At 56.7% G+C, this 14644-nt stretch carries 11 protein-coding genes; 1 reads left to right on the top strand and 10 read right to left on the bottom strand.

Features of this window, described 5'->3' with window-relative positions; translation table 11 throughout:
- Positions 1–149: 149 nt before the first annotated feature.
- Both MW898_RS00825 and ligA read right to left on the bottom strand, forming a co-directional pair.
- The gene (locus MW898_RS00825) at positions 150–1892 is read right to left on the bottom strand and encodes an MBL fold metallo-hydrolase (RefSeq protein WP_248903706.1); all 1743 of its coding nucleotides are present in this window, start codon (positions 1890–1892) and stop codon (positions 150–152) included.
- Positions 1893–2036: 144 nt separating this feature from the next.
- Positions 2037–4160: an NAD-dependent DNA ligase LigA gene (gene ligA / locus MW898_RS00820; protein ID WP_248903704.1), complete on the bottom strand. Its 2124-nt coding sequence runs from the start codon at positions 4158–4160 to the stop codon at positions 2037–2039.
- Between the two features lie 198 nt (positions 4161–4358).
- Here ligA and MW898_RS00815 point away from each other — a divergent pair, with 198 nt between their 5' ends.
- Positions 4359–5534 (top strand): pyridoxal-phosphate-dependent aminotransferase family protein, encoded by a 1176-nt coding sequence (locus MW898_RS00815; protein WP_248903702.1) that lies wholly within the window; start codon positions 4359–4361, stop codon positions 5532–5534.
- A 76-nt stretch (positions 5535–5610) separates the two neighbouring features.
- Here the strand turns inward: MW898_RS00815 and MW898_RS00810 are convergent, their stop codons facing one another.
- From MW898_RS00810 to MW898_RS00775, 8 genes are all read right to left on the bottom strand, one after another.
- Positions 5611–6420 carry a CBS domain-containing ParB/RepB/Spo0J family partition protein gene (locus MW898_RS00810; protein WP_248903700.1) on the bottom strand — a complete coding sequence of 270 codons (810 nt, stop codon included), beginning with the start codon at positions 6418–6420 and terminating at the stop codon, positions 5611–5613.
- Between the two features lie 45 nt (positions 6421–6465).
- Positions 6466–8052 carry a DHH family phosphoesterase gene (locus MW898_RS00805; protein ID WP_248903698.1) on the bottom strand — a complete coding sequence of 529 codons (1587 nt, stop codon included), beginning with the start codon at positions 8050–8052 and terminating at the stop codon, positions 6466–6468.
- A 229-nt stretch (positions 8053–8281) separates the two neighbouring features.
- A complete protein-coding gene (locus MW898_RS00800) occupies positions 8282–9793 on the bottom strand; it encodes an NADH-quinone oxidoreductase subunit N (RefSeq protein ID WP_248903696.1) in 1512 nt (503 codons plus the stop codon).
- Entirely contained in the window at positions 9790–11382 is a 1593-nt protein-coding gene (locus tag MW898_RS00795) for a complex I subunit 4 family protein (protein WP_248903694.1), read from the bottom strand. The genes MW898_RS00800 and MW898_RS00795 overlap by 4 nt, the downstream gene beginning before the upstream one ends.
- Positions 11379–13406, bottom strand: coding sequence for an NADH-quinone oxidoreductase subunit L (nuoL, locus tag MW898_RS00790; RefSeq protein ID WP_248903692.1), 2028 nt, complete (start codon positions 13404–13406; stop codon positions 11379–11381). Before nuoL ends, MW898_RS00795 begins: the two co-directional genes overlap by 4 nt.
- A 2-nt stretch (positions 13407–13408) precedes the next feature.
- Positions 13409–13711, bottom strand: a complete 303-nt coding sequence (gene nuoK, locus MW898_RS00785; protein ID WP_248903690.1) for an NADH-quinone oxidoreductase subunit NuoK — start codon at positions 13709–13711, stop codon at positions 13409–13411.
- Positions 13711–14130 (bottom strand): NADH-quinone oxidoreductase subunit J, encoded by a 420-nt coding sequence (locus MW898_RS00780; protein ID WP_248903688.1) that lies wholly within the window; start codon positions 14128–14130, stop codon positions 13711–13713. Before MW898_RS00780 ends, nuoK begins: the two co-directional genes overlap by 1 nt.
- On the bottom strand, positions 14127–14399 hold the full coding sequence (locus tag MW898_RS00775) for an NADH-quinone oxidoreductase subunit J (RefSeq protein ID WP_248903686.1): 273 nt from the start codon (positions 14397–14399) through the stop codon (positions 14127–14129). The genes MW898_RS00780 and MW898_RS00775 overlap by 4 nt, the downstream gene beginning before the upstream one ends.
- Positions 14400–14644: the final 245 nt, after the last annotated feature.

The following is a 14644-nucleotide window of genomic DNA, read 5'->3' as shown; positions in this document are numbered from 1 at the left end:
ACGTCATCGGCAGGAGTCGCGTGGGGATGTGAATTTCCACAGGCTCTCATCTATGCCATTGTTGCGCTTTTCGAAGTCTTCTTTCGTTTTTTCAACGATACCGACAAAACGTTTGGTCGCTACAAAATGTGATTAGAAAGTGATGATGATCAGACTATTTCGTTAGCGTCAGTTGTACTATTGTCAGTATCAGACGGTTCCGAGCCGTTTTCTTGCTCGGAGACATCCACCGTCTGCAACGTCTCAGCCGAATCTATGATGAGGGAGACGTTTTGTCCGTGTTCGAACGATGCTGGTGGATTTTGCACACGGAATAAGCACACGTCATCACCAGCATCGACGACGCTTGCCTGATATATTTGTCCCGCAACGACCGATTCGATGTTATCGATCTGTTCTCGGAGGGCTTGTAGTGAGGCATCGACCGACGTGGTCTCACTCGTCTTTCTCCCGTTCGTAGCACTAGAGGCAGCACTGTTAGCATCGTGACTAGCGACATCCTCGTCGTTCGGAGCACGGTGTCGCCACGATCCATCGGGTGATTCAGCCGGCAGGAGTCGCTCTTGGATCACCTCGACGTCGAGCCCTTCGGCTGCAAAGTCGATCGTGCCCGTCCGCACAGGCAGCGGCAGCGAGAGCTCGTACTCACTCGGGGTAGGCTCGTCGTGGTAGGCTGTCGCGCGCTGGCGGATGTGTTGGGCTGCGTCCGGATCGATTTCGGCCGGCGCAACCCAGTCCGTACCGTCATAGAGGGTGTAGATCAGATCGTCGTCGATCGACCAGACGAAGCTGTCGGGGAGATGGATCCCCTCCGCCTCTGGTGTGGGTCGCTCTGCGAGCACCACCTGCACCGGAGCGAGCGCCTCGACGACCGTTGCGAGGGTTTCGGGGTCGGGATAGTTGTGCCACGGGAACGATTGGACCATGCATTGAGTGGCAGTAATCGGCGTGGCCACCCCACGCGTGAGCCGAAGAACGGCTGCCTCCGGATCGCCCGCAAGCGCCTCGAACAGCTGTCCGGCGGGGCCTTGCACGGGGGCGTCCGGCTCCGCGATCGCAACCGTGCCCGGCGTGAGCACCTTTTCGGGTGGGGCGTCTGGCAGGCGGGTCACGTTCGGAATCGAGTAGCCCAGCTGTTCACATAGCGTTGCGGTCCGCCCGGTGACGGTGATCGGAAACGGCGATCCGAGTCGCTTGCCGAGATGGCCCAGCAGATACGCGGCGTGGATTCCTGTTGGCTCGTCCGCCGTGACGAGTACCGTCGCGTCCTCACGCGCGCGCTCGCAGACGATCGAGAGCGTCTCGGTCAGCGCGGGGGCGAACGGATCGGCCGTGGCACCCGAGAGAACCAGTGAATCGATCGCCACCGGGAGATCGAGGCCGATACCAGAATAGCCCGCCGCCCGCCTGATCGTACACTCATCCGCAACGAACAACGTGTGCGCGTCCGCCTCCTCTGAGATTTCGAGGAGGAAGCCTGCCGCGCCTGGTGTGTGACCAACCGGCAGTGGGTGTAACTGCACCCCACGGACGAGTTGAGTCCAGGTATCGACCGTGGCTAACTGCGTGAGAATAGCGTCGGGGTGCTCAATATCGCGCAGGGGAGCACTGCACGCTTCGGCGAGGATCGTTGCGGTATCGGGCGCGGCATAGATCGGCGTCTCCTCGCGTACGTTCTCACCGAGCGTACAGTAGTACTCCGGATGAGCGTTGTTGATGATGATTCCCGCCAGATACTCACCACGGGACTCATCCAGCAGTTCGTCAACGGAAACGCCGCGACCAGAATTCACCAGCAAACACGCTACTCGATCGTCAACAACGTCCTCGAACCGCAAGAGGAGTGACTCGCCACCGACATCTGGGTTGGCGCGCTGATAATGCAGCCTCATCTATCCCGGACATTGAACCAAAAATATATAATGATGTTCTATAGATGGGTGAAAAATCACGTGACATCGGTGAACTGGATGACGTGTAAATATTGATGTTACTTTAACATTTGACCCGTTTCGACAGTAGTTCCGGTTTAAATATCAATCGTGGATATCGTGTTCGTCCAGAAGCGAGACGAACGCGGTTTCGTCGAGTACGTCAACGTCGTGTTCTGTTGCATCATCGAGTTTGTTCTGTCCAGGACTGTCGCCAGTCACGAGGTAATCGGTGTTGCCTGAGACACTGCTAGTAGCGTTCGCCCCGAAGCGTTCGACGAGATCCTGAGCCTCGCTACGGGTGTACCGATCGAGCGCTCCTGTGAACACGAACGTCATTCCTTCGAGAGCGTCGTCCGTCGTTACGTCGAGTGATTGTGGTTCGACGCCGTGCTCGCGGAGTCCTTCGACAACGGTCAGATTCTGTTCGCTCTCAAAAAATTCCTGAATCTCGTTCGCAATGGTTGGACCGACATCATCAACAGATCGTAGTTCCGCTTCACTTGCGTCGAGTATTGCATCGAGTGTTCCAAACTCAAGAGCAAGCGAACGGGCTGTTGTCGCCCCGACTTCAGGGACACCGAGCGCGGTAAGGAAATCGTCGAGTGGCGGCCCCATCGATGCCGTTAGCTCTTCGACGATGTTTTCCGCACTCGTCCTCCCCCATCCATCGAGCCGAGCAAGATCGGACGTCCGGAGATCATAGAGGTCCGGGAGCGATTCGACCAACCCAGATTCGATGAGTTGATCGAGTCGCTGTTCACCGAGTCCCTCAATGTCGAGACCACTCCGGCTCGCGTAGTGTTCGATCGCCCGCTTGAGTTGCATCGGGCAGGCAAGACCACCCGTACAGAACGCGAGCGGCCCCTCGCGCTCAACCGGACTATCGCAGATCGGACACGTTCCTGGGAACTCGAAATGCGAGTCGTTCTCGTGTTCTGTGACTTCACTCACGTACGGAATGACGTCCCCCGCACGTTCAATGCGGACGCCGTCGCCGACATCGACGTTCAGCGATTCGATCTGGTCGGGATTGTGAAGACTTGCTCTTGAGACCGTCACACCAGCAACCTCGACAGGATCGAGCAACGCAACCGGCGTGAGCCGTCCCGTCCGGCCAACTTGAACCACGATGTCGCGGACAGTCGTCTCTTCGGTCCGTGCTGGGAGCTTGTAGGCGTAGGCCCACCGCGGTGCACGGGCGGTGCTACCGAGCCGATCGCACCGCTGGCGATCGTTCACTGTAATAACAGTGCCATCGATCTCGTACGCGAGATCGTCTCGCACTGCAACCAGCTCGTCTCGGTACTCGATGGCAGATTCGATATCCGCGACAACCGTCGTTCTGTCGTTTACTTTTAGTCCCCACTCAGGAAGTGTCTCGTGGATCTCCCAGTTCGAATCGAACGGATGAGAGGTGTCGAGCACGTCGAACACGAAACAATCGAGCGGACGCTCTGCGGTTACGCGCGGGTCGAGCTGTCGAAGTGTGCCTGCAGCGGCGTTTCGAGGGTTCGCAAACGGGTCATCACCACGTTCGACGCGTTCTCGGTTATGCGCCTGAAACGCATCACGGGGCATGAACACCTCACCCCGGACCGCGAGGAACTCCGGGTAGTCCCCCGAAAGCGAGAGTGGAATCGAACGAATAGTTCGGATATTTTCGGTTACGTTTTCGCCCGTTTCGCCGTCGCCACGCGTCGCAGCCCGCACGTATCGGCCCTCTTCGTAGACGATTTCGATCGACAGCCCGTCGAACTTCGGCTCGCACACGTATTCGACGCTCTCGTCAGCGTACGCATCGAGCGATGTTTGCGTATCCTCACCACTCGAAGAGAGACCGAGCTCCGTGTGGACGCGCCGGTCGAACTCACGGACATCCTCGACTTCGCCGCTCGAATCGATCGACAACATTGGCGCGACGTGATCGACACTCCCGAGTTCGTCGAGCGGTTCGCCGCCGACACGCTGGGTCGGGCTGTTGGTCGTATCGAGATCAAACTGCTCTTCCAGTGCTTGCAAGCGAGAAAAGAGAGCGTCGTAGGTCCGGTCGGGAATCACTGGGTCGGCGTCAACGTAGTACCGACGATCGTGGTATCGGATCGCATCACGGAGTTGTTCTGCCTGCTCGTTAGCCGCCGTTTCACTCATGGATTCAACGTCGTCGAACTCCGTCTCGGGAGATCTGATGTATGGGTTGCTGTCCGGCCGCTCGCGAGACTGACTCATTGACTGGTGTAGGTCGAGATCCGGTATAAAAGCAGGCAAAGGTACGACAGATGCGTCATCGGCCTACACAGTCGATCCAACAGAGACGATAGAATTGAAGGTACTTCGGAATTGTTCGAATCGAATCATCACCGTTGAGGACCGGCGAGGTTTGTTGGGAACGGTGGGGCTTATCTTTCCACGGGAGTAGATGAGCGTATGCCGGACGATGATGATTTCCTTCTCTTGAACCCGGGACCGGTACCGCTCTCGGGTAATGTGCGCCGGGTAATGGACGAGCCGATGGTGTCGCACCGGTCGGCGGAATTCGAGGCGACATACGAACGCGCACAGCAGGGACTCGATTACGTCTTCACTCAGTCGACGCTCGACGATCACCGCCACGACAGCAACGGGACGAGTCTCATTCTCAACGGGACGGCGACGATGGGGATGGAGATGGCCGTTGCGAACCTTACTGACGCGGAGAGTGACGTCGTCGCTCTCGTGAACGGGAAGTTCGGCCGTCGGTTCAAGCGGATCGCAGAGCGCCACGCTCGCGTGACCCCCGTTGAGGTCGAGTGGGGCCAATCGTTCGATCTCGACGCAGTCGAACAGGCAGTCGCAGACGCTGATCTCGTGACGATGGTCCACAACGAGACGAGTACCGGTGTTCTGAACCCTGTCGAAGCTGTGGGTGAACTCACAGCAGAACACGACGCGTTGTTTGTTGTCGATGGTGTCACGAGCATCGGCGGCGACGTGTTCCGCGTCGACGATTGGAACGTCGATATCGCCATCACAGACGCACAGAAAGCACTCGCAGCACCGCCGGGCATCAGCGCACTCTACGTTACCGAACGCGCTGCTGACGCCGCTGATGGCGACTCTGCACCGTTCTACGAAGATTTGGAGTGGCATCTCCGGAAGGCCGACGATCACCAAACCCCGTTTACGAGTTCCGTTCCCCTGTTTCGCGCGCTCGCGGTGGCTGTCGAAGAGATCCGCGAGGAGGGAATGGAAAGCCGGATCGACCGCCATCGACGCCAGTCACAGGCCTTCCGCGCTGGATTCGAGGCACTCGGACTCAAACGCTTCCCCGACATCGAACCCCCAACGAGCCTCTCGAACACGCTCACAGCAATCGAACTACCCGATGAAGTGAAAGCAGCACCAGAGGAGTTCTTTGGGGCAATCACAGAGCGAAACGTAAGCATCAGCGGTGGCCAAGCCCATCTCGGTGGACAGATCTTTCGGGTGAGCAATATGGGTCACTTATCCTCAGCGCAGGTGCTCAGAGGGATCCGAACAGTTGGAGAGGCACTGAACGAAGTCGGCGTCGAATGCGATGTCGAATCGAGCATCGAGACAGCAACAGAGATACTGAACAAGTAATACCTTCGCCCGCACTACTCCACATCGTGGAATAGTCCAGTCCAGTTTAGTCCAGTCTATTCTAGTTTAGTTTAGTTTAGTCGTGGTCAGTTTGGAGCCGCGTTGTCGTCTCGATAAGTGGGTGGTGTGAGTAATCGACCACAGAGATATCATTGATTCCGTCGAGGTCGCCCTTTCGTGCCGTTTCTGCCATCCCCAGCTTGACTGCTTCCTTGAGAACGATGACGTACGCGTCCATTTCATCGATACCGAGTCGATGGGCCGCTTTCACGCGGTGATGGCCGTCGGCGAGCAACAGCCTGCTCCCACCATTATCGATAACCACGAGCGGTTCGGCTAATCCGTTTTGTAGCTCGTAGGACCGGCCCTCCAGCTCGTCCGTATACACCGTTCCTTGGGTGGGAGTAAGATCATCGAGAGAAACCGTCCGTCGAACCTGTCGCATATCCACCTCGTGGATATTCTTGAGCGTTTGTACGAGCTTATCGACCTTTCCGGGAGTGGCGCGCTCGATCTGACTCCGAACGACATCGGCATTCGAGATGATACCGACGAGGTGTCCGGCATCGTCGACGACAGGAAGCTTCTGGATTCCCGAACGGAGGATAACGCGTGCGGCGTCGGTGATATCCATTTCGGGATGGGCAACGATGAGATCCTCATTCATCACTTTGAAGACAGGGTCTTCGTCCTCAGCGAGCAGAAGGTCGCGTGCAGTGATGATCCCCTGAACGTACCGTCCAGTACACACCGGAAAGCCGCTGTGACCCTCGTTTTCCGCGATGCGACGGGCAACGTCAGCAACCGTTTCATCCGGGCTGACAGTCACGACTTCCCGGGTCATATAATCTTTAACGCGGGGTTTGCCTCCATCACTGTTTGCCATTATATTCGAGGAGGTCAGACTCGGTTAAATGTTTCTCGGTCGGCATCACCAGTAGACGTGATTGGGATTAGAGGCGTCGGTATCATCCATTAGTTCCCAATATGGTCGATTTCGAATCGTTTCGAAAAACCGTTCGTCAATGACTTTCCGAACGATATCGACCAACTGATCACGTTTACTGTCACTTTTGCTCGTCCTCTCGTTTTCGACGTTATCGGTGGTATTGCTCCCTTCTGTGCGATCATCACTTTGGTCTCCATCTCCAGAGTCAGTACTGTCGCCATTGTCTGTCGTTTCTTCGATAACACCGAGGACACCAAGCGGGATCTGTGCGCCAGCCATATCGGCATGACCACCAGCATCACCAATCTGGTCGAACGCATCACGAAGGGTCTCACCGACATCGAGGGTTGTACTCCGGGCACGTCCCGAGGCATAAATGGTCCCGTCTTTGATCCCGTATACGAGCGTCGTCGTGATCCCATCCATATTGAGCAAGTGATCAGAGGCCTGCGCGATTGCGTCTCGATCTCTGAAATGACCGACACAACTCGTGAGCACCGAGTCGTTGATTGTCCGATTTCTGATCGCTCGGCCGATCGTTTCGACCGTTTCCGTGCTCATTCTCGGTGATTCGACCCGTTCGAGCACCGGCATGTCCACCGAGGGCATAAGGTACGCTGCTGCCTCGAAGTCATCGACTGCGATCTCGCGGCTGAACTCTTTGGTGTCGACCCAGATACCGAACAGCAGCCCCGTTGCAATCTCTGTCGACGGCACAATATCGAGACGCTGATAGTAATCAACGAGAAGCGTACTCGTCGCTCCAACGTCACTTCGCAGATCGACGAACCGCGCCTCAACAGGCTTGCGCGGTGGATGGTGATCGATGACGATATCGATCTCCGTCTCGGGGGGGAGTTGATCGTTTACGCCTGGGCGCGCGTGATCAACGAGCGCGACACCACTGTAGTCGGAGAGATCGAACGCATCATTCTCGAAATGGAGAAGATCGTACTCAAGGAGATTCACGAGCGCGCGGTTTTCTTGATGGGTAATATCTCCTGAGTAACACGGATCTGCCGGACAGTTCAGTCGTTCTGCGAGATTCGCAAGCGCAATCGCGCTCGCAATCGCGTCCGGATCTGGATTGTCGTGCATCACGACAGCGAGTCGTCCATCGAGGTCACGAAGCGTCCGGTGGAGTTGGCGGACGCGGTGACCCTGCCGTCCAGCGGATGCGAGTACCTGTTCTGTAAGCGCCACACCTGGGTCGATTACTCTGTCCGCGACTGCTGACAGCGTTGATCGTATCTCATCATCGGCGTTCTCTCCCGTATACGCGACGAGTAGTGCGTCGGGGTATGTCTCACGCGCGAGGAGTGCCGTCCGACGGTTTCGCTCGGCGTCGTCGCTCGCGACGATGACCGAATCCACGGTGGAATCCCGTGTCCACGGGAGTGCCTCCGAATCCGTGCTGTCGCCCTGTGTGGCCGGAATACCATCGCCACGGAGCGTTTCTGCTCGGTTCGTATCGTTAACGATAACCTGTAGCGTTCCAGGGCGCTCATCGAGTGTATCGACCAGCAGCTGCCCGAGTGATCCACACCCAAGCACCAGCCGGGTTACCATACACCCCATAGTAGAGTCAGTCGGTAAATACTTCCTCCTTCTGCTCTATCCATCGCGGTGCGGTTCCGTTCACCGTATTCCAGATATACATGTCATATTCAGTTTATGTGACAACCGGTTACCGCTGACAGAAGACACAGGGACAGCGTCGATGTCACATTCGCAATCGAATACCAGCATCACACCAGTATCGATTTCGATTGTAGAAGAGCAGATGCGTTCTCAGTTTTCAGAACAGTGCACTAGCGGCCTCGAACGCAGGGTCAGAGAAGAGGAAGAGTGCCGGTAGGAGCAGGACAGTCACGACAGCGGCGGCAATCACAGCGGCGTAGAGACCGCTCGGATAGCCGTCGATGGTGAAGTCGTCGGTCGGGTCCTCGATCCACATCGCCTTCACCACACGGGTGTAGAAGTAAAGCGACAGCGCGCTGTTGATGATGAGCGCAGCGGCGAGAACGAACGTCTGAGCGCTGACTGTTGCAAAGAGGAGGAAGTATTTCGAGAGGAATCCACCGCCGATGGGTAGCCCTGCAAGGTTAAACAGGAACACGGTCATGGCCGCACAGGCAACCGGTGCCTTGTTGGCAAGACCGTTGTAGTCCTCGAAGGTTCTCCCGATCCCCCAGTATTCGGCAAGCGCAACGAACAGGAACGCACCAGTGTTCATGAAGCCGTAGACGAGGAGGTGAATCATTCCTGCGCCGAGAACGAGACCTTGATCGGCCGGACCAGTCAGTGCTGCAAGCGCAATGAGCACGTAGCCAGCGTGGCCAATCGAAGAGTACGCAAGCATCCGCTTGACATTCTCTTGGGTGGCTGCGGCGAAGTTACCGAGGGTCATCGTCACCAGTGCGAGAATCTGGAACGCGAACACCCAATCGACACCTGCGATCCCGCTTGTCGGGAACGCGGTGATGAACACGCGGAAGGCGAGGACGAACCCGGCAGCCTTCGAAGCAGACGACAGGAATCCCGAGATGGGTGCCGGAGCGCCTTCGTACGCCTCCGGTGCCCAGAAGTGGAACGGGACGCTTGCCATCTTGAACGCGAGTCCACCGAGGATCATCACCACACCGAATCCGAGGACGCCAATGAGACTCTCATCGAATCCGCCCTGAAGCGTGCTCGCAATGTCAGGTAGGAGAAGACTTCCTGTAACGGCGTAGATGAGGCTGACACCATATACGAAGACCGCAGACGAGAGCGCACCGATGAGGAAATACTTCAGACCAGCTTCGACGCTTCCGCGGTTATCCTTGATGTACGCGACAAGTGCGTACGATGGGAGCGAAGTGAGTTCGAGGCTCACGAACGCCGTTGCAAGGCTGTTCGAGCTAGCCATGAGCGTCATTCCCGTAGCCGAAAGCAGGACGAGAATGTAGTATTCGGCCTGATATGGACGGTCACGGAGATATTCGTAGCTAGCGAGCGAGACGAGCGCGGTGACGCTTGCAATGATGAACGTAAAGAAGAGGCTCATCTCGTCGACGACGAGCTGTCCCTCAAACAGTGAGAGCGCACTCGCGTTCGCTCCCCCGACACCGATCAGGAGAAAGGTCCCGGTCACGACGAGCGTAACGAGCGAGCCGAAAACCGTGAGACCGGAAAGCAGCTGGCTGTTTTCCGATTCAGGTGAGATACTATCGATGACGAACAGTACGAGTGCCGTGAACGCGAGAATGATCGACGGCGCAAGGGCTTCGTATCCGGTGATCTGGATCTGCAACAGGTTTGGATTCATAGGACACCACCTCCGATGAGCTTTAGCGTATCAAGGACTGGCTGGGCATCTGCCTGCTGTCCTTGAGTGAGCTCGGTCATCGGCCTGACTGCGCCCTCGATCATTTGGAAGATCACGTCGGGTGCAGAGCCAAGCACGATGATGAGAGTGAGGAGCACGAACAGTGGGATCACGTCGTGTGTGGGCGCGCGAGTGATCTCGTAGTCGGTCTCGACGTTGAATGAGCCGAACAACGTCCGTTGCATCGCAAACAGGTAATAGCCCGCTACGATGACGATACCGAACATTGCGATTCCCGTAAACACAGGCGCGAATGGGAAGCTGGCCCCGAACGAGCCGACGAAGACGAAGAACTCGCCCATGAAGCCGGACATCAGCGGGAGTCCCATATACGCGAACGAACCAGCGACGAGTGCGCCGGTTGTGATCGGCATCCTGTCGGCGAGACCGCTCATGTCACCGACCATCCGCGTGTGCGTCGTGTTGTAGATAACACCTACGCAGAGGAACAGGAGACCCGAAATGAGTCCGTGGCTGATCATCTGGAACGTCGCACCACCAATGCCGTAGAGCGTGAACGCGACTAATCCGAGGATGACGTAGCCCATCGAAGAGACTGACGAGTATGCGACAATGCGTTTTAAGTCCTGCTGGGCCAGTGCGAGTAACGCTCCGTAGATCACCGACACGACCGCGAACAGCACGAGAACGATCGCGTACTGCTGGGCCACCTCGGGTAACAGCGTGAAGTTGAACCGCAACAGCGCGTACGTACCCATCTTCAAGAGGACGCCCGCTAGGATCACCGACACCGGCGTCGGTGCCTCAACGTGAGCATCCGGCAGCCACGTGTGGACGGGAACAACCGGGACCTTCACCGCAAACCCGGCGAACATGAGGAAGAAGGCAACCGTCTTCACAGTACTCGGAGCCAATCCGGCGACCGACTGCACGGCGGTGTCGGATCCGGTGATTGTCTGTGCAATCTCGGGGAGTCCGAGCGTCTGGACCGATCCACCAAGCCCGAACACGAGAACGAAAAAGCCGACGAACATCACTAGCGAGGCGACGTTCGTGTAGACGAAGAACTTCATCGCGGCGTACTTCCGTCGTGGGCCACCCCAGACACCGATCAGGAAGTACATTGGGATGAGAACGGCTTCCCAGAAGATGAACCAAACGAAGAAATCGAGTGCTGCGAACACGCCGATGAGACTCGCCTCCATCATGAGCATCAACCCGTAGAACTGTGATTTGCGCTCATTGATTGGCGTCCACGCGCTCACAATAGCGAGCGACGTCAACACCGTCGTGAGAACGATCAACGGCATACTCACGCCGTCGAGACCGACGTGGTAGAACAGGTCATAGGGACCGACGCTCAGCCACTTGACCCGCGTCTCGAACGCCAACGTTGCTCCTTCGAGTAGCGCGTTGCCGACGCCGTCGAACGTGGCGTACATGTACACGCTGCCGATGATGGGGAGCAGGCTAATCAAGAACGAGAGCCGTGCTGAGTACCGATCCGGTGCGAGGAAGACGACTGCTGCGCCAACGAGACAGACCCCGAGGAGGAATTCGATCATCATACGAACCACCCCCCGAGGAGACCGATAGCAAGAAGGAGCGCGACCAGACCCAGCGTGAGCAGAGCCGCGTAGTTGGAGACAATTCCGGTTTGGATGCGGCGAATGCGGCTTCCAGAGAACAACGAGATGCTAGAGATGCCGTTGACAGCACCATCGATGACACCTTGGTCGAACGTATCAGCCGCTTGGGCAACATTCGCGGTCACACCCTCTGCGAGCCATACCTGATATTCGTCTTGGTAGTAGTTGTTGAACAGCACCGTCTTGATGGATCCGAGTTTGTCCGTGTGTTCGATGGGTTCGGGCACGTTGTAGAGAACGTGTGCAGCCCCTGCTCCCAAGAGCGCAAGCGCGAGCGAGACAGCCGCTGAGCCGAGCATCACGCTGTTACTGACCTCGACAGCCTCGTAGCCTGCCCACTCTGCGAGCAACGTTTCGTAATGCTCGACAGTGAGTGCCTCGCCGCCGTGGGCGAACCAGCTGTGGAGGAAGTCGATGTGAGTCCCGGTCAGCTTTGCGATCGGTGCCATGTTGATGAATCCGATGACAGTAGCGAGGATACCGAGCACCACCAGCGGGACTTTCATATTCCAACTGATGAGGTGAGGGTCTTTGGCTACGCTCGTCCGTGGCTCACCGTGGAAGGTGAGGAACACCATCCGGAAGGTGTAGAGTCCCGTGAAGAACACACCGAGCAGTCCCATCGCGTATGCGGCGAAGAAGACCGGGTCGTTCATGCCACGGAGGAGTGCCTCGAACAGCACCTCGTCTTTCGACCAAAAGCCCGAGAACGGAAGGATGCCCGCGAGTGCGAGCGAGCCTGCGAGGAAGGTATAATACGTGACTGGAAGATGCTCTTTCAGTCCGCCCATCTTCCACATATCCTCGTCGTGGTGCATCGCAATGATGACCGCTCCTGCACCGAGGAACAGCAGGGCCTTGAACATCGCGTGCGTGGTCAGATGGAAGACACCAGCGACGTAGCCACCGACACCGAGTGCGAGCATCATATACCCGTACTGGGAGATGGTCGAGTACGCGAGCACCTGCTTGAGTTCGCGCTTGACGACGCCCATCGTCGCCGCGAACAGCGCTGTAAATCCACCAACAAACGCGATAATCGAGAGTGCAGTCGGTGAAAGCGCATAGAAACCGTACATGCGTGCAACGAGATAGACACCCGCTGCGACCATTGTTGCCGCGTGAATGAGCGCAGAGACGGGCGTCGGGCCTTCCATCGCGTCAGGAAGCCACGTGTGAAGCGGGAACTGTGCAGATTTCCCAACGACACCACCCAGCACGAGGAGACCGATGATCGTGAACCACGTTTGCGGATCGAATCCGAAGGTGTGAACCTCGCCGCCACCGGTTCCTGCGAGGACTTCTTCAGCGATGACTGGGAAGCTCCCATCTCCTGCGAAGGCTGCCGTCCCGAACGTCGCAAAGACGGCGACCACGCCGATGAGGAAGAAGTAGTCACCAAATCGGGTGACGAGGAACGCTTTCTTCGCTGCCGACGGTGGACCTGCCTCGCGGAACCAGAAGCCGATGAGCAGGTACGAACACAGTCCGACGAGCTCGAAGAACATGAACGCCATGAACAGGTTCGACGCCATGACGAATGCGAGCATGCTGAAGCTGAACAGGCTCAGCTCGGCATAGTATCGCGGAAGACCTGTTTCACCCTCATCGTTCATGTATCCGAGCGAGAAGATGAACACCAAAAAGGAGATGAGAGAGACGATGAGCAGCATCAACGTCGAGAGTTGATCGATGAGAATTCCAAACTGAAGCGCGAACGGATCTTGGATAGAGACAAGCGTATAGATATGTTCGAAATGTGGGTGTCCTGTCGTGAGAACAGTAGCGTACATCCACACAGACAGTAGCAGAGACCCACCTGTCGCTGTGATTCCGGCGAGCGCTCCTTTCTTGGGCATATACTGACCCGCAAAGAGCGCGATAACGAACGATACAAGCGGTAGTATAGCGATCGCTGGCGCGAATTCGAATGCTCCTGCCATGATTACCACCTCATTGTCGTTGCTGTCGTGACGTCCACATCATTGAAGTTGCGATAGAGTACGAGGATGATACCGATTCCGACGGCGACTTCTGCAGCGGCGAGCGCCATCGTGAACAGGCTGAACACCTGCCCAGTGAGATTTCCGTTCTGAACCGAGAAGGCGACGAGGTTGATGTTCGCTGCGTTCAACATCAACTCGACGCTCATCAGGAACACCAACGCGTTCCGACGCGTCAGAACACCAAACAGGCCAATACAGAACACTGCTGCCGAGAGGACAAGATAATACTCTGATGGAACCATCAATGATCGTCCTCCGTGTGCGCGTCCGTACCGTCTCCACCGTCTGTTCGAACATCCATGTCCGTGAGCCCATCGTTAGATTCGGATTCAGATCCGGATCCGGATCCGGATTCAGATCCAGGTCCGGATAGGGGTCCTTTACCGCTCTCACGCCGGGCGAGCATCACGGCGGCGGCGAGTGCAGCCACGAGGACAACATCGATAATCTCGAACGTGACGAGGAAGTTCTCTGATGGGATCGGTCCTTCGAGATCGAACATCGCATAGCCGATACTCGCAGTGATTGATCCCTCGCCGAACCCCTGTGGTGCTGGAAACTCAGCTGATAGGAACGCTGCTGCCATGACAACGAACAGAGCGACCGCAGCCATCCCTGGAATGAGATGACGGCCGAGTTTCAACCGTGGGCGAGTCGTCATGCGACCGCCTCCTCACCCGAGCTATCGCGGGTGAGCATAACCGCGAATGTGATCAAAATCAGGACGCCCCCGACGTATACGAGCACCTGCATCGTTGCCACGAACGCCGCTTGGCGCATGACGTAGTGCACTGCTACCGAAAGTAACGCGATCCCCAGTAGGAGAGCAGAGTGCCAAACGTCGCGCACGAGGACGACGCCTAAACTGCTTCCCACTGTGATAACGGCAAACAGCGCGAATGCCAATGTCTCGTACGGTGCTACAGCCATTAGTGTCCCTCGTATTGGCTTCCCTTTGAAGATTTCGAGAACGGGTTGACCACGCTCTCCATCGATATCACTGCACAAACCACACGACGTCGGCCCACTGAAATCACCGAACGATTAATAACTGAATAGCCAACATATCTTCCTTAATAGTCTTTGCCATATATGGCATGTGGCAAACATTACCAACAAAACAAAACAAGAATATGAATATGAAGAGAAAATTTAATGATCTACTATAAGATATT

Source organism: Halocatena marina (assembly GCF_023276375.1).
Taxonomy (GTDB): Archaea; Halobacteriota; Halobacteria; order Halobacteriales; family Haloarculaceae; genus Halocatena; species Halocatena marina.
This window is presented reverse-complemented; position numbering and strand designations above follow the sequence as displayed.

Coding starts and splice junctions, on each gene's coding strand:
- MW898_RS00825 (WP_248903706.1), bottom strand. CDS start 1,892: ATGAGGCTGCATTATCAGCGCGCCAACCCAGATGTCGGTGGCGAGTCA.
- ligA (WP_248903704.1), bottom strand. CDS start 4,160: ATGAGTCAGTCTCGCGAGCGGCCGGACAGCAACCCATACATCAGATCT.
- MW898_RS00815 (WP_248903702.1), top strand. CDS start 4,359: ATGCCGGACGATGATGATTTCCTTCTCTTGAACCCGGGACCGGTACCG.
- MW898_RS00810 (WP_248903700.1), bottom strand. CDS start 6,420: ATGGCAAACAGTGATGGAGGCAAACCCCGCGTTAAAGATTATATGACC.
- MW898_RS00805 (WP_248903698.1), bottom strand. CDS start 8,052: ATGGTAACCCGGCTGGTGCTTGGGTGTGGATCACTCGGGCAGCTGCTG.
- MW898_RS00800 (WP_248903696.1), bottom strand. CDS start 9,793: ATGAATCCAAACCTGTTGCAGATCCAGATCACCGGATACGAAGCCCTT.
- MW898_RS00795 (WP_248903694.1), bottom strand. CDS start 11,382: ATGATGATCGAATTCCTCCTCGGGGTCTGTCTCGTTGGCGCAGCAGTC.
- nuoL (WP_248903692.1), bottom strand. CDS start 13,406: ATGGCAGGAGCATTCGAATTCGCGCCAGCGATCGCTATACTACCGCTT.
- nuoK (WP_248903690.1), bottom strand. CDS start 13,711: ATGGTTCCATCAGAGTATTATCTTGTCCTCTCGGCAGCAGTGTTCTGT.
- MW898_RS00780 (WP_248903688.1), bottom strand. CDS start 14,130: ATGACGACTCGCCCACGGTTGAAACTCGGCCGTCATCTCATTCCAGGG.
- MW898_RS00775 (WP_248903686.1), bottom strand. CDS start 14,399: ATGGCTGTAGCACCGTACGAGACATTGGCATTCGCGCTGTTTGCCGTT.